This is a genomic window from Arachnia propionica (assembly GCF_037055325.1).
Taxonomy (GTDB): Bacteria; Actinomycetota; Actinomycetes; order Propionibacteriales; family Propionibacteriaceae; genus Arachnia.
The window spans coordinates 832,612-851,636 of record NZ_CP146373.1; the positions used below are offsets into that span (position 1 = coordinate 832,612).

Genomic DNA, 19,025 nt, shown 5'->3' on the forward strand with positions numbered 1-19,025 from the left:
TGAGTGACTGCTGTACATCCGGATGGACGTCGCCTGCTCCGCATCGAGGCCAAGAACGCCGAGACCCCGATCGAACGCAAACCCGGCTGGATCCGCACCACCGCCCGCACAGGCCCGAATTATGAGGATCTGCAGCAGATCGTGCAGACAGCGGACCTGCACACCGTCTGCCGCGAGGCGAACTGTCCCAACATCTTCGAGTGTTGGGAGGATCGCGAATCCACCTTCCTGATCGGCGGTGACCAGTGCACCCGACGCTGCGATTTCTGTCAGATCACATCCGCGAAACCTGAGGGCTATGACCCGGCCGAGCCCATGCGTGTCGCCGCCTCGGTGAAGAAGATGGGGCTGCGTTACGCCACCGTCACCGGTGTTTGCCGCGACGACCTGCCCGACCAGGGCGCCTGGCTGTATGCCGAGACCATCCGCCAGATCCACGCAGTCAATCCCGGGGTCGGGGTGGAGATGCTGGCCCCCGACTTCTCCGCGAAACCGGACCTGGTGGGCCAGGTGCTGGAAACCCGGCCCGAGGTGTTCGCCCACAACGTGGAGACCGTGCCGCGGATCTTCAAACGCATCCGCCCGGCCTTCCGCTACGACCGCTCCCTCGACGTGCTGAGGATGAGCCGGGATGCGGGGCTGGTAACGAAATCGAATCTGATTCTGGGGATGGGTGAGACCCGTGAGGAAATCTCCCAAGCCTTGGTGGACCTGCACGAGGCGGGAACCGAGTTGATCACCATCACCCAGTACCTGCGCCCAAACGCAACGCTGCACCCGATCTCCCGCTGGGTGCCCCCCGAGGAATTTGACGAGCTCGCCGAGGAAGCGAAACAAATCGGTTATTCTGGCGTGCTGTCCGGACCCCTCGTACGCTCGTCCTATCGAGCGGGCAGGCTGTACAGAACTGCCATGGAGGAACGCAAGAAGGCCGCGCGGAAGGCGGGTGTCAAATGATGGCACGCAGCGAAAGGGCCCAAGAACTGGCCCAGCGACAGAAGGAACAGGCACGGAAACAGAAGGAGAAAGCGCGCGCAGAGAAATTGCGCCGCCGGAATTCTGACAATCCCGCCGACTGGGGGCAGATCCGTCAGATCACGGAGTCCTACAAACTTACGAAACAACAGGATCCCAAGCTGCCGTGGATCCTGCTCGCCGCTGGCCTCGGGCCGTTCGCTCTCATTCTGATCCTCGGTTTCGTTCTCCACTCCCCCATCATGTGGGGTGTGTTGGGTCTCGCCGTCGGCCTGCTGGTGGCGCTGCTCGTGTTCACGCGGCGTGTCAAGCGCGCAGCCTTCACCCGCTACGAGGGGCAGGCGGGCTCCGCCGAACTGGCGCTGAATATGCTCGGCAAGAAGTGGAAACACACCATAGCGGTAGCGGTCACCCGCAACCGCGACTCCGCGAACGTGGTGCATCGCGCCATCGGTCCCGGTGGTCTCGTGCTGATCGGCGAAGGAAACTCCAAGGGCCTCAAGACCCTGCTCGCCTCTGAGAAGAAGAAACACGAGCAGGTCGCCTACGGCGTGGAGGTAGTCACCTTCGTGGTCGGCAGGGGCGGCGGACAGGTGCCCCTCGACCAGCTGGCCGACGAGATCAAAAAACTCCCGAAGTCCTTGAACACCTCGAAGATCACAGAGGTTGAGGACCGACTCCGGGCACTCGACGCGATGCGTCCGAAGCTTCCCATGCCGAAGGGGCCCATGCCCACCGGCAAGGGAGGCATGAAGGGAGCCCGGCAGGCGATCCGGGGACGTTGACGCGCCCCGGGAGACGGCTCACCGGTCGCCTGCGAAAGCATCCGTTGAGGCGATCCCCCGGTCTTCACTGGTAGCTTTCCGAACGTGGCAAATCTGGTCAATCTGGAATCCGTCTCGCACGCCTTCGGCACTCGTGTGCTGCTGGATGGGGTGAGCCTCGGGATCGGGGCGGGCGAGGTGATCGGCGTCGTCGGTCGCAACGGGGATGGGAAAACCACCCTGCTGCGCATCCTGACAGGTGATCTGGTCCCCGATTCCGGGCGAGTGACGATCTCGAACTCCGCCTCCATCGGGGTGCTGAGCCAGCATCAAGCCGGATCCCCCGGCGAGACGATCCGGCAGGTGGTCCTGGACGGTGCGGCTGACCACACCTATGCGGCCCGGGCGGATCGGCGAGAGATCGTCGAGGCACTGCTGGCCGGTGTGGACCTGGAACGTCCCATCGAGACCCTGTCTGGTGGCGAACGGCGGCGGGTCGGACTGGTCGAGGTGCTGCTCGGCGACCACGACCTGATCGTTCTGGATGAGCCCACCAACCATCTCGACGTGGAGGCGATCGCCTTCCTCGCCGCCCACCTGCGCTCCCGCACCGCAGCGGGGCTAGCAATGCTAGTTGTTAGCCATGACCGCTGGTTCTTGGATGCGGTGTGCACCCGCATCTGGGAGGTTCACGACGGTGTGGTGGATGCCTATGACGGCGGTTACGCGGCGTATGTGCTGGCGCGGGTGGAACGGCAACGACAGGCCGCGGCCACGGAAGCACGCCGCAGGAACCTGGCGCGTAAAGAACTGGCGTGGTTGCGGCGAGGAGCCCCGGCTCGCACCTCGAAGCCGAAGTTCCGCATCGAGGCGGCCGAGGCCCTCATCGGCGACGTGCCCCCACCACGTGACCGGCTGGCCCTGGAGAAGTTCGCCACCTCACGGCTCGGCAAGGATGTCTTCGACCTGATCAACGTCGACTATGCCGTTGAGAACCGCACACTCTTGGACCGACTCACCTGGTCCATCGGGCCGGGCGACCGAATCGGGCTGGTGGGCGTCAATGGCGCGGGCAAGAGCACCCTGCTGGATCTGCTGGCAGGCCTGAGATCCCCTCAGGGCGGAAAGATCAAGCGCGGCATCACGCTCAGGGTCGGTTACCTGTCGCAGGGTGTCGGGGAACTGGACGATGAGGATCGCGTGCTTCAGTCCGTCACCCGCCTGAAACAGGCGACGAAGTTGGCGACCGGTCGGGAGGCATCGGCCAGCAACCTTCTCGAGGAGTTCGGTTTCACCGGTGACAAACTGGTCGCCCGCATCGGCGACCTGTCCGGCGGAGAACGCCGCCGCCTCCAGTTCCTCCGGCTGCTGCTCGAGGAACCGAACGTCCTGCTCCTCGACGAACCGACCAATGACCTCGACATCGACACCCTCACGGTGATCGAGGACTACCTGGACACCTGGCCGGGCACCCTGATAGTCGTCTCCCATGATCGCTACTTTCTGGAGCGCGTCACCGACGCTTCGTGGGCACTGCTGGGTGACGGCTCTTGCGTGTTGCTTCCCGGCGGGGTGGAGGAATACCTGGAGCGTCGTCGTGGGACGAGGAGCTCTTCCCCCGCGCCCGCTCCCCCGACCGGGGACAAGCCCCGATCCGATGCTGCACTCGAACGCGCCCGGAAGAAGGAGTTGGCACGCCTGGAGTCACAGCTTTCCAAGGTGGATTCCGAGATCAAGCGCATTCACGAAGCCATGACCACCGCGGCAACCGATTTCGAAAAGCTTGCTGCGCTGGATGCGGACCTGCGGACCGCCCGGGCTCGCAAGGACGAACTAGAAGAAGCCTGGCTGCTGGCGGCCGAGTGATTCACCTCCTATGAGGGCACCGGTCGATGTCGCATCCGCCCACCGCGCGGAGCAGCAATGATCGGCAACGGTTCGGTTCGCGGAATGGGATCGCTCGCTAGGCGTCCATAGGTCACGACATCGATTCGTTGCCCGTCGATCAGGAATTTCTCCCGTTCGACGCCTTCCTGAACGAATCCCGCAGCGAGCGCCACTCCCCGGGAAGCGGAGTTGTTGACCCGGTGTCCGAGCTCCAGACGATGCAGTCCGCCTGACGCCAGGGCCCAGTTCGCAACGGCAACCGCCGCGCGGCCCGTCCAGCCACGTCCCCGCGCCACGGAATGGGTCCAGTACCAGAACCACGCGTTGCGGTTCCTGGAATCGACGCTCAGGGCAACGAGCCCGAAAAGCAGATCATTGTCTCCCACCATTGCGAACGGCAGATGTTCACCATCGGGAGCGAGCAGCCTTGCGACATAGGTCTCCGCCTCCGACATGTCGCTGACTTGCCCCTGCCGAGCCATGTCGTCGGTTGATGTGAATGCATCCAGGACGCGGGACGTGTCACTGGCCTTTAGCAGACGAAGCCTCATTCCTATCCCTGGCCCTTCAAGTGATTCCGTATCACATCAGCGCAGCGCCCGGGCCATCGAGCCCGTCACACAATTCCGCCATCCGGTCGGCGGCGTCCTACAATCATTCGATCGGCGAGCTGACGCACGACCAGCTTCGCCCAGTCAGTCCTCGATGCTTTCTTACTGCTCACCAGACGAGCGTTGCCGAATGCAACGCAGCGCATGACATCGTAGCGCTGCTCCAGCTGCAGCAGGATCCCTCTAGAGCAGCTGCTCTGAACCGTTCCCTCCCCACCATGCGTTATCGCGACGTCCACCAGATCTCCCAGACGATGGGCCGGAATCCATCCGGTGACGTGCACTTTGCCCGGCAGCGTTTCACGATCCGCATCCGACAGGTACACCGCACTCGGGGAGATGATCTCGACGTCCGTACGTGAGGCACTGTGCGACGCGTCCAGCACGGGACGCCGATTCGCGGAACTACCCATCGCCACCAGGACAGCCAAACGACCACGTTCCCGGATGTTCCGGAGATCCTCCGCAACCGGTACCTGCAGCTGGGCATAGACCGGCCCCATTGCCACGTAATTTCTTCTCGGGCAGAGCGCACCAGGCCGGAATCAACTCGGACGGGGAGGCCAGCAGGTTGACATTGTCCTCGACGACATGGATCAGCGAGCGTGACACCTCACCCCCGCCCAGTCGACCGGAACCCCCTCGGCGTCGGCAACAGCCTCACCACAAGGTTCCGAAAAAACCGGACGGCGCTCTCGTCGATGAGCCGTTGCACCGTCGTTTCTCTGAGCAGGAATCCAGTGCGACGCATCTGGGCCATGTGCGGCATCAAGTAGGCGAAAGGCTTGACGCAGAACAACGACGCCTTCTCGACACGCGCGGATATCAACTGACTCGGCGTGGTGCCGATCACCACTGCATCGACCTTCTGCTTCTGGATCAGGGCCCGCGCGCTGACCACCCGTCGCCGGACCATCGGGACCATGAACGGATAGCGGAAACCACGCCCATGATCGAGATCCATTGCCATGCCAATCTCGGAATCGGTCATTTCAGGAGTCAAAGCCCGGTACTCGAACCCTGCTTTCTCGATCGGGGACGAGAAACGCTGCGAATATCCGCGAAGATGCACCGAACCCCGTGAAGCCAGCGGGCCACATCCATGCAGCGGGTGACCTCAGCAAAATTGAAGGTATCGGGCCCGAACAGCAGGGTCTTACTCAACGCAGCTCACTGTATTCGCCGAAAGGTTGAGGGCACTAGTATCGACACACCATCCCGAGCCGAGCCCACAAATGGCCGATATGCCCTAAAGTGGATCAGGATCAGAAAGGAGGACACACGATGAACCGGTCCACGTTCGGACCCGGTGTTGTCACCGGTTTCCTCCTGACCGTGCGTCTGCACCTGGATCTTCAGCGCACCGCCGCTATGACCTGTCGCTTCTAACGTTGTCTCGCCCTCGGTCGGTCTCGAGGATTTGAGGCCTTTTCCTTGATTCGCCGCCTTTTCAGGCGACCCCAGAACTTTTCCCGATTCAGGAATGAACATGTCTACACTCATCACCCATGGCTCCGGGTTACTCCTGGGAGCACTGCTGGGTTTCATTCTCCAACGCGGCCGTTTTTGCGTCACCGGCGCCTTCCGTGAGGTCTGGACCTCGGGTCGCACTCGCTGGCTCACCGCATATCTGATCGCCATCGCAGTGTCGTCTATCGGTTTCTTCACCCTGTTGCAGTTCAACCTGGTGAAGGACTCCGACACCCCGCTGACTCCCCTGGCAACCACGATCGGCTCCCTGATCTTCGGAGCTGGAATCATCCTCGCCGGTGGTTGCGCCACCGGAACCTACTATCGCGCCGGGGAAGGGTTGATCGGCTCCTGGCTGGCCCTGATCACCTACGCAGTCTCGGCTGCCATGATGAAAAAGGGTGTCCTGCGCCCCGTCAACGATGGGCTGCAGAACGCGAATAACACCGGCTTGACCACCCTGCACGGAGCCCTGGATGTGACTCCGTGGCTCTTCGTATTCGCCTTGACCGGAGGCGTCTCATGGCTCACATGGCGACATCTCCGCGCAGAGCGAAATCTGAAGGTCGCTTCCCTGCCCCCGCTACGAACCGGCCTGGCTCATCTGCTGTTCGAGAAGCCATGGCATCCATTCGTTTCGGCAATACTCATCGGAGTAATCGCAACTTTGGCGTACCCCTTGAGCTACTCGACTGGGCGAGAATCCGGTTTGGGGATCACCACTCCCTCAGCGAACCTTGCCCACGGACTCATCGCTGGAGACCTGTCCGAACTGACCAACTGGGGAACACTGCTGGTGGTGGGCATCATCATCGGTTCCTACATCGCCGCGAAAGCTTCCGGAGAGTTTCGGCTCCGCGTCCCGGATACCGGCACCCTGGTCAAGGCGCTGCTCGGCGGACTGGCTATGGGCATCGGAGCAAGCCTGGCGGGCGGGTGCACCATCGGAGGCTCCCTCGTTGGTTCAGCCGAGCTCAGTCTTAACGGTTTTCTCTCCTTCGCTGGATTCTTCGCCGGGGTCGGGGTAGCCGCGAAGCTGTTCCTCAGGCCACGCCAGAAAAGGCTGGCATCTGATATTTCCTCTCCCGCCGCTGCACCTACAACAATCTGACCACCCACCACAACACAAGGAGAATCATGTCCACCATTCATACGTTGGAGACCGCGGGCGAGGTCTGCCCGTTCCCCTTGGCAGAGGCCAAGATTGCCATCGAGAAAATCCCCAGCGGCGATCAGCTACGGATCAACTTCGACTGCACCCAGGCCACAGAGGCAATTCCGCGTTGGGCTGCCGAAAACGGCTATCCAGTGACGGCCTTCGAACGCGTTGGTGAGGCGGGATGGACCATCACAGTCACCAAACCCTGACCTCACAGGAGCCGGCCCACCTCGCTGTTGGCCGGCTCCTGCATCTCTCAATTCCACATGCGCCTAGCCAGGCTTCCGCATTCCCTGCAGGGAAGTCCGTGATGAGGCTCTCGTCACCAGAAACAGGGGGAATCGCTTGACGCTTCGTGGTGTCGTCCCGAACCGGTGACGCGTCTGCGGTCATGACTCAGTCATCATCTTCGGTCTTCGGGCCCCTTTCAGCATTGACTGATTTCCCGGAATCAAAATATTTGTCACGCAGGTATGTTCCGATTCCAACTGCCAGTGCGATGGGAATCGGGTCAATCATGATCCGCCACCACGGTAGCGCGAAATCCTGTCTCAGTAACGTTGAGCTCCACAGGTAAAGCCCGATGATCAGCGCTGTGAAGACACCAAGACCTGCCGGACTAACGATGAAACGTCTCATTGCGATCACGTGCAGGCGTTGTCGAAGTCCGGCAGATTTCCGATCTCGTGAAACACACCGCTGCACACGACTCCCGTGATAACGCCGCCGGGGCCGGAAACGACTCCAGCAGCACCTGCGGCACCAACACAGAGGAGGTTCGTTCCAGCCCACCAGGCCCAGAAGGCCACACGCGCTTGCCAGCACCTGCAGCAGGACTCCGCGTTGGATTCGCTCCTGGGTGCGCCGTCAACCAGCGCCACCGAGGGTTGTCCGTCATCCTGGGTGCCGATAACCTCGAAGTGCTTGCCGGCGGTGACCTCGACAAACCGCTGCGCCTGGTCGCGGGTCATGACGGATGCGAAGGTCTCAAGCCACTGAGTGGTGACCTCTTCGCTGGGAGCATTCTCGAAGGTCGCCATCAGGGCATCGCTCTTCTGTAGGGTGTTAGCGATCTCCGCGATCTGCGCAGGGTCCTTCACCAGCGTGCTGGATACCGAGACAGGCGTAGGCGTGCTGCTGTCAGAATCCGCATGAGCAGGAAGCACCACCATCACCACTGAGACGAGCCTGAGGAATACGGGGGAATCGACTTCATTTTCGACCTCCGGTCTGCAAGGTTACGAATGGGCTCATCGATTATGAAGCGCCCAGTTCGCACCACACTACGTCGCCGTCTCGACGTCGGTCAAGAGACGCCGACAGGGTCCTCCCCACACATCTTTTATTGAATAATTCAGCACCACTAAGCCAGCTCAGTTTCCCCGAAATACTTAGACAGGAACGACCGGAAGCAATCGCGACCGGGAAACTCATCCACAAGCACGTCATCGGCCAACACAATGCCCCATCAGAGCACAAAGGTAGAGAGCGGCTAAGCCGGGTTACTCACTGCGCAAGCTGGCCGCGTCGAAACCACAGTAACCGCATCCCGGGACTCGTATGACCGAGGTCGGTTGAGCGTCACCGTCACCAACCACCGGCCCCGGCCCCGGCCCACCAATCCTGCACAGGTCGGCGGATCGCTTCTCGCACCCATCGCCCATCCGGACCGACGCATGTATGATTCATCAAATGATGAACTCATCATTTGATGAATCAGCAGTATCCGCGTCCGGCCTCGTCGTCAGGCGCGGCCGCAACGAGATCCTCCACGAGGTCTCCTTCTCCCTGCCCCGCGGCTCCGTCACGGGGTTGCTGGGTCCCTCGGGCTGCGGGAAAACCACCCTGATGCGCACCCTCATGGGAGTACAGCGCATCACCGCGGGCTCGGCAACGTTGCTGGGCCTGCCGGCCGGGCATCCGAGGTTGCGTCACCGGGTGGCATACACCTCACAGGCCGTGAGCATCTACACCGATGCTTCCCTGCTGGCCAACACCACGTATTTCGCACGCCTGCTGGCAGCCGGACGCGACTCGGCGCGCCGAGCTATCGAAAGGGCGCAGCTGGACGGCCTGGAGCACCGCCGCATTGATCAGCTGTCCGGGGGTCAGGCGAGCAGGGCTTCCCTGGCCTGCGCACTAGTGGGCGATCCGGAGGTGTTGATCCTCGACGAACCGACGGTGGGCCTGGATCCCCTGACCAGGCAGGCCTTGTGGGAATTGTTCCGCGACCTTGCCAGCCAGGGAACCACGCTGCTGGTGTCCAGCCACGTCATGGACGAGGCAACTCGCTGTGATTCCGTGTTGTTCATGCGGGACGGATGGTTCCTGGCCCACGAACCTGTGGCAGTTCTCCAGCGTAGAACGAAAACTAGTACTCCCGAGGATGCTTTCGTGGCCCTGATCGAGGAGGCGGCATGATGACCACCCATGCCATCGCACGATCGGTACCGTTCGCCACGGTGGCCCGGATCGCGGCGCAGCTGAAGGGCGACCCGCGTGCCATCGCCTTGATCCTCCTGATTCCGCCCCTGCTGTTGACCCTGCTCTATTACGTCTTCTGCGACCTACCGACGCCACCCGGGCAATCCCGCGTCTTCGACACGACCGGCCCGATCATGCTGGCTGTGTTGCCGATGTTCATGATGTTCATCGTCACCTCGGTGATCATGCTTCGAGAGCGCGTCTCCGGGACCTTGGAGCGGATCTTCACCACTCCCCTGACGCGCTTGAACCTGCTGGTCTCCTACGCCTGCGTGTTCGGCCTGCTCGCGGTGCTGCAGAGCAGCATCCTGGTGGTCCTGCTGCTGGGTCCGCTGGGAATCGAGCTGAGCGGCCCGGCCTGGGCTCTGCTCCTGCTGTCCTTCCTGGGGGCGGTGATCGGGGTGGCCTTCGGCCTACTGGCCTCGGCCTTCGCCCGGACCGAGTTCCAGGCGGTGCAATTCATGCCGGTCTTCATCACCCCGCAGGTTTTTCTCTGTGGCCTGTTCGTCCCGAAGGAACAGCTCCCAGACGTTTTGGAGGCCATCGCGAACTGGTTGCCGATGACGTGGGCGGTCGATGTCGTGCGCGACGTGTTGGCCAATCCGGAGCTAGGCTCGGACAGCTGGTGGCGGTTCGCCGCCCTGGCCGGGGTGATCGTCGCCGCCCTGCTCATCGCCGCGGCCTCCATGCCGAGAAAGACGAGGTGATCGCTTGCCCGGGGGTTCGAAGTCGGAGCGCACCAAGCTACGCATCCAGCAGGCTGCCGCGAGACTGTTCGCGTCCCGATCCTTCGAGACGGTCAGTACTCGCGCCATCGCCAAGGAAGCCGGGGTCGACGCCGCTCTGATCCACCACTACTTCGGTTCGAAGGAGGGTCTGTTCCAGGCGGTACTGAACGCCGCCATCCGCCCGGAGCAGCTGGAGGCACTGGTCGTCTCGGAATCGCCCGAGGACTGGGGACGGCAGCTGGTGCGGGCCGCCGACAAGGTCTGGACCTCACCCGCTGCCCCCGCTCTGAAGGCGGTGGTACGGCGGGTCCTGGTGGGCCACGAGGGGATGCTGCGCGAATTCGTCACACGCTCCCTGCTCAACAGATTCCTCTCCCACATCAAAGGTCCCGAAACGGAACGACGACTCCGGGCCTCCCTGATCGGATCCCAGATGTCAGGACTGGTGATCGCGCGCCACATCGTCGGCATCGAACCGCTGGCGAGCCTTTCCAGCGACGAAGTCGCCGACTTGATCGGACCCGTGCTCCAGCACTACATCACGGGATCACTACACAAGGACTCGCTGTGAATACTGCCGTCACCCCTGTCACCAGGGATGATTCCTGACATGGAGCGGTCATGCCGACTCTGCATGGTGTAACACCACCGTTACGATGACGGAAGATCTGAGCAATCTGGGACCCCTAGGGTAGTCCCAGTTCACAACTCAACTGGAGGGTTCATGTTCACAAGCGCCGAGGAGCTCCTGGCCTTCGTCAAGGAGGAGGGCATCGAGACAATCGACTGCCGCTTCTGCGACCTGCCGGGCGTGATGCAGCACTTCACCGTCCCGGCCGGCTCCTTCGGCCCTGAGGTTTTCACCGAGGGCCTGAGTTTCGACGGTTCCTCGATCGCTGGTTTCCAGAAGATCCACGAATCGGACATGACGCTGCTCCCTGACCCGACCAGCGCTTTCGTCGATCCGTTCCGCAAGTCGAGGACTCTCAACATCAACTTCTTCGTCCACGACCCCCTCACGAAGGAGCCCTACTCCCGCGACCCGCGCAACATCGCCCGCAAGGCCGAGGCCTACCTGATCTCCACGGGCATCGCGGAAACCGCCTTCTTCGCCCCCGAGGCCGAGTTCTATGTCTTCGACGACATCCGCTTCGACTCCACCCCCAACGCCTCCTACTACCACATCGACTCCGAGGCGGGGGCCTGGAACTCCGGTCGCGTGCAGGACGGCGGCAACCGGGGCTACAAGGTCAAGTACAAGGGCGGCTACTTCCCCGTGGCCCCGGTCGACCACTTCGGCGACCTGCGTGACGACATCGTCCGCCACATGGAGAACGCAGGCCTGGTGGTCGAGCGCGCCCACCACGAGTGCGGCACCGCAGGTCAGGCCGAGATCAACTGGCGATTCGACACCATGCTGAAATCCGCCGACGACGTGATGAAGTTCAAGTATCTCGTCAAGAACACCGCCTGGGAAGCAGGCAAGACCGCCACCTTCATGCCGAAGCCGATCTTCGGGGACAACGGCTCCGGGATGCACGTCCACTCCTCGCTGTGGAACGACGGAAAACCCTTGTTCTACGACGAGAACGGCTACGCAGGTCTGTCGGATATGGCCCGCTGGTACATCGGTGGCATCCTCAGGCATGCCCCCGCATTGCTGGCTTTCACCAACCCGAGCGTCAACTCTTTCCACCGGTTGGTTCCCGGCTTCGAGGCCCCCGTCAACTTGGTGTACTCGCAGCGCAACCGTTCCGCCTGCATCCGTATCCCGATCACCGGCGCCAATCCGAAGGCCAAGCGCATCGAATTCCGTTGCCCAGATCCATCGAGCAACCCCTACCTGGCCTTCGCCGCCATCCTGCTGGCAGGACTGGACGGCATCCAGAACCGCATCGAGCCTCCCACCCCCATCGACAAGGACCTCTACGAGTTGCCCCCCGAGGAGCATGCCGAGGTCCCCACCGTGCCAGCCAGCCTGAGCGCAGTACTGGATGCCCTGGAGGCGGATCACGAGTTCCTGTTGGCAGGCGATGTCTTCACACCCGATCTGATCGATACCTGGGTGGGGCTCAAGCGCGCCGAGATCCAGGCCATTGCCGTTCGGCCACATCCACACGAATTCGAGCTCTACTACGCCCTCTGAACTTCCAGGAAACGTAGGCTCACTCCGGTGAAGGCCAGAACAGCTCGTTTCGTCACCCCAATCGTTTTGATCCTGTGCTGGCTGCTGGCAGGTGGGATCGGCGGCCCGTTCTTCGGAAAGGTCAGCGAGGTTGCGCGCAATGACCAGGCGAGCTTCCTTCCAACCAACGCGGAGGCGACCGTCGTCGGGAATAGGTATCGCGATTTCGTGGGCAACGATCAGATCCCTGCCATCGCAGTGTTCACCGGGGAGAGTCCTCTGACGGAGGTTCAGACGCGGGCCATCATGGCCCTCGGGCAGGACCTGGGGACCATGGAGGGGGTGGCTGCTGTCTCGCCACCGATCACATCCGAGGATTCCATGGCAGCCCAGGTATTCATCGGGGTGGACGCGACGGCGAACGTCTCCAGAACCGTCAACTCCATCCGGGATGCGATCGCAGCGCATGACCTCGCAGGAACGGAATTCCACGTGACGGGCCCGGCTGGTTTTACCAGCGATCTCTCGCGGGCCTTCAGCGGGATCGACGGCCTGCTGCTGCTCGTGACCCTCAGCCTGGTGCTGGTGATCCTGGTGCTCGTCTACAGAGCCGTACTCCTCCCCTTCGTGGTGTTGTTGACGAGCGTCTTCGCCCTCGCTGTCGCCCTCCTGGCCAACTGGTGGCTAGCCAAATGGGGGGTACTGACCATCACAGGACAAACCCAGGGGATCCTCTTCATTCTGGTGATAGGCGCGGCCACGGACTACTCCTTGCTGTACACGGCCCGGTACCTGGAGGAGCTACGACGTCACGAATCGAGAACGGAAGCCACCCGGGCCGCTTTGCGCGGTGTCCTGGAGCCGATCCTCGCTTCCGGCGGCACCGTGATCGCCGGCTTGTTGTGCCTGTTGCTCAGCGATCTGGGTTCCAATCGCTCTTTGGGACCGGTGGCTGCCATAGGTGTGGCTTTTGCGGTGCTTGCCTCCCTGACCCTGCTCCCAAGCCTCACCCACCTGCTGGGCCGAGCCTCGTACTGGCCCCGGATGCCACGTTTCGATCCTGACCGCACGGATGAGGAACAGACCCACACCGGTGTGTACGCGAGAACCGGTCGGTTCGTTTCCAAGCGTCCCCGCGCCGTGTGGATTGCCTGCGTCATCTTGTTGGGCATCGGCGCCGCCTTCGTTCCCACCCTCAAAGCCGACGGAGTTCCCATCAGCAGCTTCGTACTGGGATCCTCCGACGCCCGAACAGGCCAGGAAAAGTTGGCGCACCACTTCCCGGGTGGGGCCGGCTCACCCGCCTATGTCTTGACCGCTGAGAACACTCTGCAATCAGTAGCAACCCAGCTGCTGGACAACGACGGGGTGGCCTCTGTCAGCGTCGTCTCGAAGGCCTCGCCCTCGGGTTCCGCGCCCGTCACGAAGGCGGGAATCCAGCCTGTAGGACGGCCAGGGACACCACCCCTGGCTCCCACCGTGGACAACGGCGAGGTCATGCTGCTGGCCACCCTGACCGCCACCGCCGACAGCGACGAGGCCATCGACATCGTCCGCGAGTTGCGGACAGAGCTGTCCGGAACCGCACGCATCGGAGGCGCCACCGCCACCGATCTGGACACCCGGACTACAACGGAGCACGACAGGGCCCTCATCATTCCTCTGGTTCTCACGGTAATCCTGGTCATCCTCGTCCTGCTGCTGCGCAGCCTGCTGACACCTGTACTGCTGGTGGCGACCACGGCCCTCAGCTTCGGGACCGCAATGGGGGTGGCTGCCGTCGTGTTCAATCACATACTGAACCTCCCGGGAGCAGATCCCTCGGTTCCGCTGTACGGGTTCGTCTTCCTGGTGGCCCTGGGAATCGACTACAACATTTTCCTCATGACACGGGTGCGCGAGGAGGCACTGGCGAATGGAACACGCGAGGGCATGTTGCGCGGACTGGCAGTCACGGGCGGGGTCATTACCTCAGCCGGCCTGGTGCTAGCGGCAACTTTCGCCGCACTGGCCGTCCTCCCGATCCTGTTCCTGCTGCAAATCGCCTTCATCGTCTCCTTCGGGGTGCTGCTAGACACCTTCGTCGTACGCACCCTGTTGGTTCCCGCCCTGGTCCAGGACATCGGCCCCACGGTGTGGTGGCCATCCCGATTGCTCAAGAACCGGCCCTGACCGCTCCTTGTACGGAAGCTGTTCTGGGCAAAGAATTACTCACCCTGTGAAACCGACGTGACGATCCTCAAGAACGGGCACCAGAACCTGATGTGCGCATTCAGATTCGTCGACGCGGCGTCACCACCGACCGCAAGCCAAGCATCCTGCAGCACCTCGAGGTCAAGGCGGGTGAGAAACAACCCATCACCCACCCGGTCTTAGCGAAACTAGCCGGACAGAGCACCATCCTGCTGGCGGACGCTGGCAAAGCGAATCTGAACCATTTCCAGCGCTTCACCGGCCTCAAGAAGGTTTCTTTCCTCATCCCGACTCCTGCCTCGAAGATGAAACCACCGAGGCATTCGACAGCGCAGGCTTGGAGGTGGCCCGCACATGATCACTACCCTGACACCGAACCCGAGCATTGACCGCACCATGCTTGTGGAAAACCTGCTGCCGGGCGAAGTAAACCGAGCCGCCAGTAGCCGAACCGACCCAGGCGGCAAAGGGGTGAATGTGGCCCGCGCCCTGATCCGCAACGGCCATCCCGCCCGTGCCATACTCCCCTTGGGCGGCCCGGACGGTGAGCTGCTGGCCTCCCTGCTGCAGAACGCCGGGGTTCCTTTCGACGCCATCCCCATCGCAGGGACCACACGGACCAACATGGCCATCGTCGATCCCACAGGGACCACCACCAAGGTGAACGAACCGGGTCCTGAGTTGTCCCGCAACGAGGTGAACCGACTCGCAAACGCTGTGGGCAGGGCAGCCGGACCCGTGGTGCTGTGCGGAAGCCTGCCACCCGGTACACATGACTCGTTCCTGGCGGAAATAATCGCCGGCCACCCCGGCAGGGTTGCCGTCGATACATCCGGAGCCCCGCTGGCCGCCGCAGTAACGGCCAAACCCTGGCTGATCAAACCCAACCGGGAGGAACTCGCTGAGCTAACCGGTCGAGAACTCCCCACCCTGCGAGCTGTAGTCGACGCCGCCCGCGAACTGTTAGCGAACGGAGTCGGAGTGGTCGTGGTGAGCCTGGGCTCCGACGGTGCCCTGTGGGTGGACCCCAATGTCATCCACCACGCCAAGGCAACCGTCACCGAGCCACGTTCCACTGTGGGTGCCGGTGACTGCCTGCTGGCGGGAGTCCTCAGCGCCCTCACATCAGGGAACGACCCAGCAACCGCGCTGAGCCGGGGAGTCGCCTGGGGGGCTGCCGCGGTTGCTCTACCCGGCAGCGCCGTGCCGGGACCCACGGACGTCACGACCGTGGCAGTCACGAGCACTCATGAACCAGACCTGGAAACCGTACTCGCCGACTGAGCGAAGACGATCAGGGCAATGAGTGACCCAGCATGCGAAACCCACGGCCCTCGCACATGAATCGCCGTAAAACCCAGAGCTTCGGCAAAGTCGTGGTGCCTGGGGTGTGACTAGGTGTGATGGGGGCGTGGAGCCTGCGGATTCTGGGATGATGAGGGTTCCTACATACCTTGTCATCACCGAGAAATCACGCGGCCCCATGCGTGTGCTCATCATCTCTCACCATGCCTGTCTGCGGCCAGTCGCTGCTGGGTGTGTTCGCCACCATCGCTGTCCCTCGGGGACGTCGTGGTCGCCGCCACGACCTGGCCGGGGTTCTTGCCATCGCCACAGCGGCGGTGTGTGCCGGTGCGAGCAGCCTGGTCGCGATTGCCGAGTGGGCCGCTGATGTTGGCCGCGATCTCCTGGCCACGTCAGGGCTGCTGCGCCCGGGGCGTCGAGTACCGTCGGAATCCACGATCCGCCGAATCCTCCAAGCCCTCGACGCCGACGAACTATCCGCGATGGTCGGGGCGTGGCTGCTGGCCCGTGACGCCACCCGATGGAAGGGTCGCATGGTGGTGGCGGTCGACGGTAAAACCTTGCGTGGAGCGAAAACTCGTGACATGGCCGCGCCGCATCTGCTGGCCGCTGTCACCCGCGGCGGGATCGTGGCCGGACAACACCAGCTCCCCGCGAAGACCGGCGAGATCGCCGCCCTGCCGGTTCTGCAGGGATTCCCTGTCAAGCAGCAAGATCGTTGTCACCGCTGATGCGTTGCACACCCAGCGCTCTACTGCCTGCACCCTTACCGGGCAGGGTCATGACTACGTGCTGACGGTGAAAGGCATACAGGCCTGCCTGCGGACCGCGCTCAAGGCCTTGCCCTGGAAGAACATCCCCGCCCACCACAGCACGACCACTGGTCATGGCCGGCGCGTGAGGCGCACGATCAAGGTCTGTCAGGTCCCTGACTGGATCGACTGGCCGGGTGCCCGTCAGGTCGCACAGTTGCGCCGTACTCGCACCATCGACGGCCGCAAGACCACGGAGGTGGTCTACCTGATCACCTCCCTCGATGCCCGCCAGACCAGCCCCGCTGACCTCGCTGACCTCATCCAGAGCCATTGGGGTATCGAGAACCGGCTGCACTGGGTCAGGGATGTGACCTTCGACGAGGACCGTCACCAGCTCCACACCGGGCACGGCCCCGCCGTGATGGCCACGCTACGCAACACCGCGATCAGCCTCCATCGCCTGGCCGGAGCTGTCAGCATCGCCACAGCCCTCAGACACCACCTCTAGAGACCCTCTGCGACCACTCCAACTCATCACCCAACCCCGACAAATCCCCTAGCCAACACGAAGAATGAAAAACTTTGCCGAGGCCCTGCCGTAAAACCTGGTTTCATAGCGATTCATGTGCGGCGCTGGTCCGGCTGATTTCGTCGTTGCTTCGCCTGGGAACTCTTCAGCCCACTTCCAGGACCGTGTTCTCGGGGATGGCCTCAATGATCCCAACTCGGGTAAGGAATTCACCCATCCGAGTGAAGTCATCTCGCTCGACCTTCACCGAGGCCTTTCCGTCCGAGCCCAACCAGAATTTACTGGTGGCCTCGAGGACCGCTTCTGCTTGTTTCCGCTGGGCTTCCTCCGCGAGAGCGGGAACCTGCGCCTCCGTGGCTTTGAGAGCCAGTTCAGGGTTGCTCAGGATCCGGTTCTCCGCCTCGAGAACGGCCTGCGCGATCACTTTGAGCTGCTCAACAGGAAGAGCGCCCTCCCGAGTTGTCAGCCCGGGACCGACCAGGTTCGGTTTCTCCTTGTCGACCACATCAAGCTGATTGAATGGGAAACCTGCGGCTGCCAATTGGACGGCCTCATTGTTACTGAAACCCACGACAGCATCCGTCTTACCTGTGGTCAGTGCTGCTACCTGCGTCCATCCGATTTCGGTGATGCTCACTTGTTCCTCGCTGAGACCTGCACTGTCCAGCGCATCGAGGGTTGTGTACCAGCCTGCTCCGTAACGCCCCTGCACTCCCAGGGTTTTCCCAGCAAGACTAGAAAGATCCGTGATGTCACCGGCACCGAGGATCACCCCTGGGTATTGCCGGTAGCAGGTGGCGAAGGTTCGTAGTTCAGGCATGCCGCCGGCGGCCGACACCATGGCTTCGTCACTGGATGCAAACACCACCTGCTCCTCCCCCGCCGCCAAGGCAGTGAACAGACCTTCCTGGGTTCCGTGGTGCCTGAGCGTCAGATTGATCCCGGAGTCCTTGAAGAGCCCTTCGGATTCAGCGACGTAGAAAGGACTGAACTGGACATTTGGAATGTAGGTGAGTCCCACCGTGATGGCTGCCTCGTTCCTGGTGGCCTGTTGTGCTGCCGGCCCACCGCAGGAGGCAAGGGCCGCTCCGCCCAGAGCGGCGGCACCGAAGAGAAATAAACGGCGATTCGGTTTCATGCGTGTTCTCCTTGTAGGTTTCGGTTGGCGATGCGCTCGGCCAGCCCCATAACGGACACGAGAACGCTCGCGATAATCGCCAGTAGGACCAGTACGGTGAAAACCCCGACCGTGTCCACTGCTTGCTGAGACTGGGTAAGCAGGACTCCGAGTCCCTGTCCGCCCATGACGAATTCACCGACGATCGCGCCGGTCATGGACAACACCACTCCCCCACGCACCCCTGCCAGGACCGCGGGAGCGGCCATTGGAGCCTCGACATGGATGAGACGCCGCCAGGTTCCAGCCCCATCGAGCCAAGCGGTCTCGATCACTCGCATGTCCAAGCCACGCAATCCCACGATGGTGGTGGTGACCATGGGGAAGAACGCGATCACCGAGCAGAGGACGGCGACTGGAATGGTGCCGTACCCGATCCACAGCACCAGCAAAGGTGCGACTGCCACGAGTGGAACCGTCTGGGAAAAGGCTATGAAGGGCTCGGCGACAGCCGCGAGCAGCCGTGAGTGGGCGATCGCATATCCCAGTGGAAGGGCGATGGCGATGGACAGGACGGATCCGAGAAGCGCTGCCACCAGAGTTGGTTCGACGTAGCGCCAAGCGATTCCGGAACCCACCCAGCGGGCGGCGCGAGAGACCACGGCCACCGGATCCGGGAGCAACACCGCAGGGGTGACCTGGGTGAGCAGCCACCAGGTGAGCAGCGCCACCAGCACGGCCACGAGGGGAGGAAGGAGACGCGCTACGAGTGAAACCGGTCGGGTGCGGGCGGGATAGGCGGACCACAGCCCGGCCCGGGCGACGAGCCGGCCCCGTCGTGCTTGCTGCTCGGTCAAAAACCCCGGTCCTTCCTCGGTCCGGGGTGCACGCACAGCATCCGCACCCCACCGGTGCGGACCGTC

General features: G+C 62.7%; 21 protein-coding genes. 14 read left to right on the plus strand and 7 right to left on the minus strand.

All coding sequences use genetic code 11. From position 1 onward, the window contains the following. Positions 1-3: 3 nt before the first annotated feature. The 3 genes from V7R84_RS03910 (at position 4) to V7R84_RS03920 (ending at position 3,605) form a co-directional block, all read left to right on the plus strand. On the plus strand, positions 4-957 hold the full coding sequence (locus V7R84_RS03910) for a lipoyl synthase (RefSeq protein WP_338572246.1): 954 nt from the start codon (positions 4-6) through the stop codon (positions 955-957). Beyond that, the gene (locus V7R84_RS03915; RefSeq protein ID WP_338572249.1) at positions 954-1,760 is read left to right on the plus strand and encodes a DUF4191 domain-containing protein; all 807 of its coding nucleotides are present in this window, start codon (positions 954-956) and stop codon (positions 1,758-1,760) included. The genes V7R84_RS03910 and V7R84_RS03915 overlap by 4 nt, the downstream gene beginning before the upstream one ends. An 84-nt stretch (positions 1,761-1,844) precedes the next feature. Next, positions 1,845-3,605 (plus strand): ABC-F family ATP-binding cassette domain-containing protein, encoded by a 1,761-nt coding sequence (locus V7R84_RS03920; RefSeq protein ID WP_338572252.1) that lies wholly within the window; start codon positions 1,845-1,847, stop codon positions 3,603-3,605. 8 nt (positions 3,606-3,613) lie between these two features. Here V7R84_RS03920 and V7R84_RS03925 read toward each other — a convergent pair whose 3' ends face one another. The 3 genes from V7R84_RS03925 to V7R84_RS03935 form a co-directional block, all read right to left on the minus strand. Continuing rightward, on the minus strand, positions 3,614-4,177 hold the full coding sequence (locus V7R84_RS03925) for a GNAT family N-acetyltransferase (RefSeq protein WP_338572254.1): 564 nt from the start codon (positions 4,175-4,177) through the stop codon (positions 3,614-3,616). Positions 4,178-4,242: 65 nt separating this feature from the next. Continuing rightward, on the minus strand, positions 4,243-4,746 hold the full coding sequence (locus tag V7R84_RS03930; RefSeq protein ID WP_338572256.1) for a hypothetical protein: 504 nt from the start codon (positions 4,744-4,746) through the stop codon (positions 4,243-4,245). Between the two features lie 104 nt (positions 4,747-4,850). Then, positions 4,851-5,228: a hypothetical protein gene (locus V7R84_RS03935; protein WP_338572258.1), complete on the minus strand. Its 378-nt coding sequence runs from the start codon at positions 5,226-5,228 to the stop codon at positions 4,851-4,853. A 498-nt stretch (positions 5,229-5,726) separates the two neighbouring features. Between V7R84_RS03935 and V7R84_RS03940 the strand changes: the two genes are divergently transcribed. Both V7R84_RS03940 and V7R84_RS03945 read left to right on the plus strand, forming a co-directional pair. Next, entirely contained in the window at positions 5,727-6,818 is a 1,092-nt protein-coding gene (locus V7R84_RS03940) for a YeeE/YedE family protein (protein WP_338572260.1), read from the plus strand. 26 nt (positions 6,819-6,844) lie between these two features. Beyond that, complete coding sequence (locus V7R84_RS03945) at positions 6,845-7,075, plus strand: sulfurtransferase TusA family protein (RefSeq protein ID WP_338572261.1); 231 nt, start codon at positions 6,845-6,847, stop codon at positions 7,073-7,075. Between the two features lie 187 nt (positions 7,076-7,262). On the opposite strand, the gene V7R84_RS03950 is transcribed toward V7R84_RS03945, so the two are convergent. Continuing rightward, positions 7,263-7,505, minus strand: a complete 243-nt coding sequence (locus tag V7R84_RS03950) for a hypothetical protein (RefSeq protein WP_338572262.1) — start codon at positions 7,503-7,505, stop codon at positions 7,263-7,265. A gap of 5 nt (positions 7,506-7,510) precedes the next feature. Next, positions 7,511-7,966 carry a hypothetical protein gene (locus V7R84_RS03955; RefSeq protein ID WP_338572264.1) on the minus strand — a complete coding sequence of 152 codons (456 nt, stop codon included), beginning with the start codon at positions 7,964-7,966 and terminating at the stop codon, positions 7,511-7,513. 592 nt (positions 7,967-8,558) lie between these two features. On the opposite strand from V7R84_RS03955, the gene V7R84_RS03960 reads away from it, so the two are divergent. From V7R84_RS03960 to V7R84_RS04000, 9 genes are all read left to right on the plus strand, one after another. Then, positions 8,559-9,287: an ABC transporter ATP-binding protein gene (locus V7R84_RS03960; protein WP_338572265.1), complete on the plus strand. Its 729-nt coding sequence runs from the start codon at positions 8,559-8,561 to the stop codon at positions 9,285-9,287. Then, the gene (locus tag V7R84_RS03965) at positions 9,284-10,057 is read left to right on the plus strand and encodes an ABC transporter permease (protein ID WP_338572267.1); all 774 of its coding nucleotides are present in this window, start codon (positions 9,284-9,286) and stop codon (positions 10,055-10,057) included. Before V7R84_RS03960 ends, V7R84_RS03965 begins: the two co-directional genes overlap by 4 nt. Before the next feature lie 4 nt (positions 10,058-10,061). Further along, positions 10,062-10,649, plus strand: a complete 588-nt coding sequence (locus tag V7R84_RS03970; protein WP_338572268.1) for a TetR family transcriptional regulator — start codon at positions 10,062-10,064, stop codon at positions 10,647-10,649. 153 nt (positions 10,650-10,802) lie between these two features. Next, positions 10,803-12,224 (plus strand): type I glutamate--ammonia ligase, encoded by a 1,422-nt coding sequence (glnA, locus tag V7R84_RS03975; RefSeq protein WP_338572269.1) that lies wholly within the window; start codon positions 10,803-10,805, stop codon positions 12,222-12,224. 27 nt (positions 12,225-12,251) lie between these two features. Continuing rightward, a complete protein-coding gene (locus V7R84_RS03980; RefSeq protein WP_338572272.1) occupies positions 12,252-14,375 on the plus strand; it encodes an MMPL family transporter in 2,124 nt (707 codons plus the stop codon). A 92-nt stretch (positions 14,376-14,467) separates the two neighbouring features. After that, positions 14,468-14,785: a hypothetical protein gene (locus tag V7R84_RS03985; RefSeq protein ID WP_338572274.1), complete on the plus strand. Its 318-nt coding sequence runs from the start codon at positions 14,468-14,470 to the stop codon at positions 14,783-14,785. Continuing rightward, the gene (gene pfkB, locus V7R84_RS03990; protein ID WP_338572276.1) at positions 14,751-15,680 is read left to right on the plus strand and encodes a 1-phosphofructokinase; all 930 of its coding nucleotides are present in this window, start codon (positions 14,751-14,753) and stop codon (positions 15,678-15,680) included. The genes V7R84_RS03985 and pfkB overlap by 35 nt, the downstream gene beginning before the upstream one ends. Before the next feature lie 224 nt (positions 15,681-15,904). Then, the gene (locus tag V7R84_RS03995; protein WP_338572277.1) at positions 15,905-16,432 is read left to right on the plus strand and encodes a transposase family protein; all 528 of its coding nucleotides are present in this window, start codon (positions 15,905-15,907) and stop codon (positions 16,430-16,432) included. Positions 16,433-16,436: 4 nt separating this feature from the next. Beyond that, positions 16,437-16,964 carry an ISAs1 family transposase gene (locus V7R84_RS04000; protein WP_338572279.1) on the plus strand — a complete coding sequence of 176 codons (528 nt, stop codon included), beginning with the start codon at positions 16,437-16,439 and terminating at the stop codon, positions 16,962-16,964. 166 nt (positions 16,965-17,130) lie between these two features. On the opposite strand, the gene V7R84_RS04005 is transcribed toward V7R84_RS04000, so the two are convergent. Both V7R84_RS04005 and V7R84_RS04010 read right to left on the minus strand, forming a co-directional pair. Then, positions 17,131-18,123: an ABC transporter substrate-binding protein gene (locus tag V7R84_RS04005; protein WP_338572282.1), complete on the minus strand. Its 993-nt coding sequence runs from the start codon at positions 18,121-18,123 to the stop codon at positions 17,131-17,133. Further along, a complete protein-coding gene (locus V7R84_RS04010; RefSeq protein WP_338572283.1) occupies positions 18,120-18,959 on the minus strand; it encodes an ABC transporter permease in 840 nt (279 codons plus the stop codon). The genes V7R84_RS04005 and V7R84_RS04010 overlap by 4 nt, the downstream gene beginning before the upstream one ends. Between the last annotated feature and the right edge of the window lie 66 nt (positions 18,960-19,025).

Coding starts and splice junctions, on each gene's coding strand:
- V7R84_RS03925 (WP_338572254.1), bottom strand. CDS start 4,177: ATGAGGCTTCGTCTGCTAAAGGCCAGTGACACGTCCCGCGTCCTGGAT.
- V7R84_RS03960 (WP_338572265.1), top strand. CDS start 8,559: ATGATGAACTCATCATTTGATGAATCAGCAGTATCCGCGTCCGGCCTC.
- pfkB (WP_338572276.1), top strand. CDS start 14,751: ATGATCACTACCCTGACACCGAACCCGAGCATTGACCGCACCATGCTT.
- V7R84_RS03945 (WP_338572261.1), top strand. CDS start 6,845: ATGTCCACCATTCATACGTTGGAGACCGCGGGCGAGGTCTGCCCGTTC.
- V7R84_RS03995 (WP_338572277.1), top strand. CDS start 15,905: ATGCCTGTCTGCGGCCAGTCGCTGCTGGGTGTGTTCGCCACCATCGCT.
- V7R84_RS03950 (WP_338572262.1), bottom strand. CDS start 7,505: ATGAGACGTTTCATCGTTAGTCCGGCAGGTCTTGGTGTCTTCACAGCG.
- V7R84_RS03915 (WP_338572249.1), top strand. CDS start 954: ATGATGGCACGCAGCGAAAGGGCCCAAGAACTGGCCCAGCGACAGAAG.
- V7R84_RS03940 (WP_338572260.1), top strand. CDS start 5,727: ATGTCTACACTCATCACCCATGGCTCCGGGTTACTCCTGGGAGCACTG.
- V7R84_RS03965 (WP_338572267.1), top strand. CDS start 9,284: ATGATGACCACCCATGCCATCGCACGATCGGTACCGTTCGCCACGGTG.
- glnA (WP_338572269.1), top strand. CDS start 10,803: ATGTTCACAAGCGCCGAGGAGCTCCTGGCCTTCGTCAAGGAGGAGGGC.
- V7R84_RS04005 (WP_338572282.1), bottom strand. CDS start 18,123: ATGAAACCGAATCGCCGTTTATTTCTCTTCGGTGCCGCCGCTCTGGGC.
- V7R84_RS03935 (WP_338572258.1), bottom strand. CDS start 5,228: ATGACCGATTCCGAGATTGGCATGGCAATGGATCTCGATCATGGGCGT.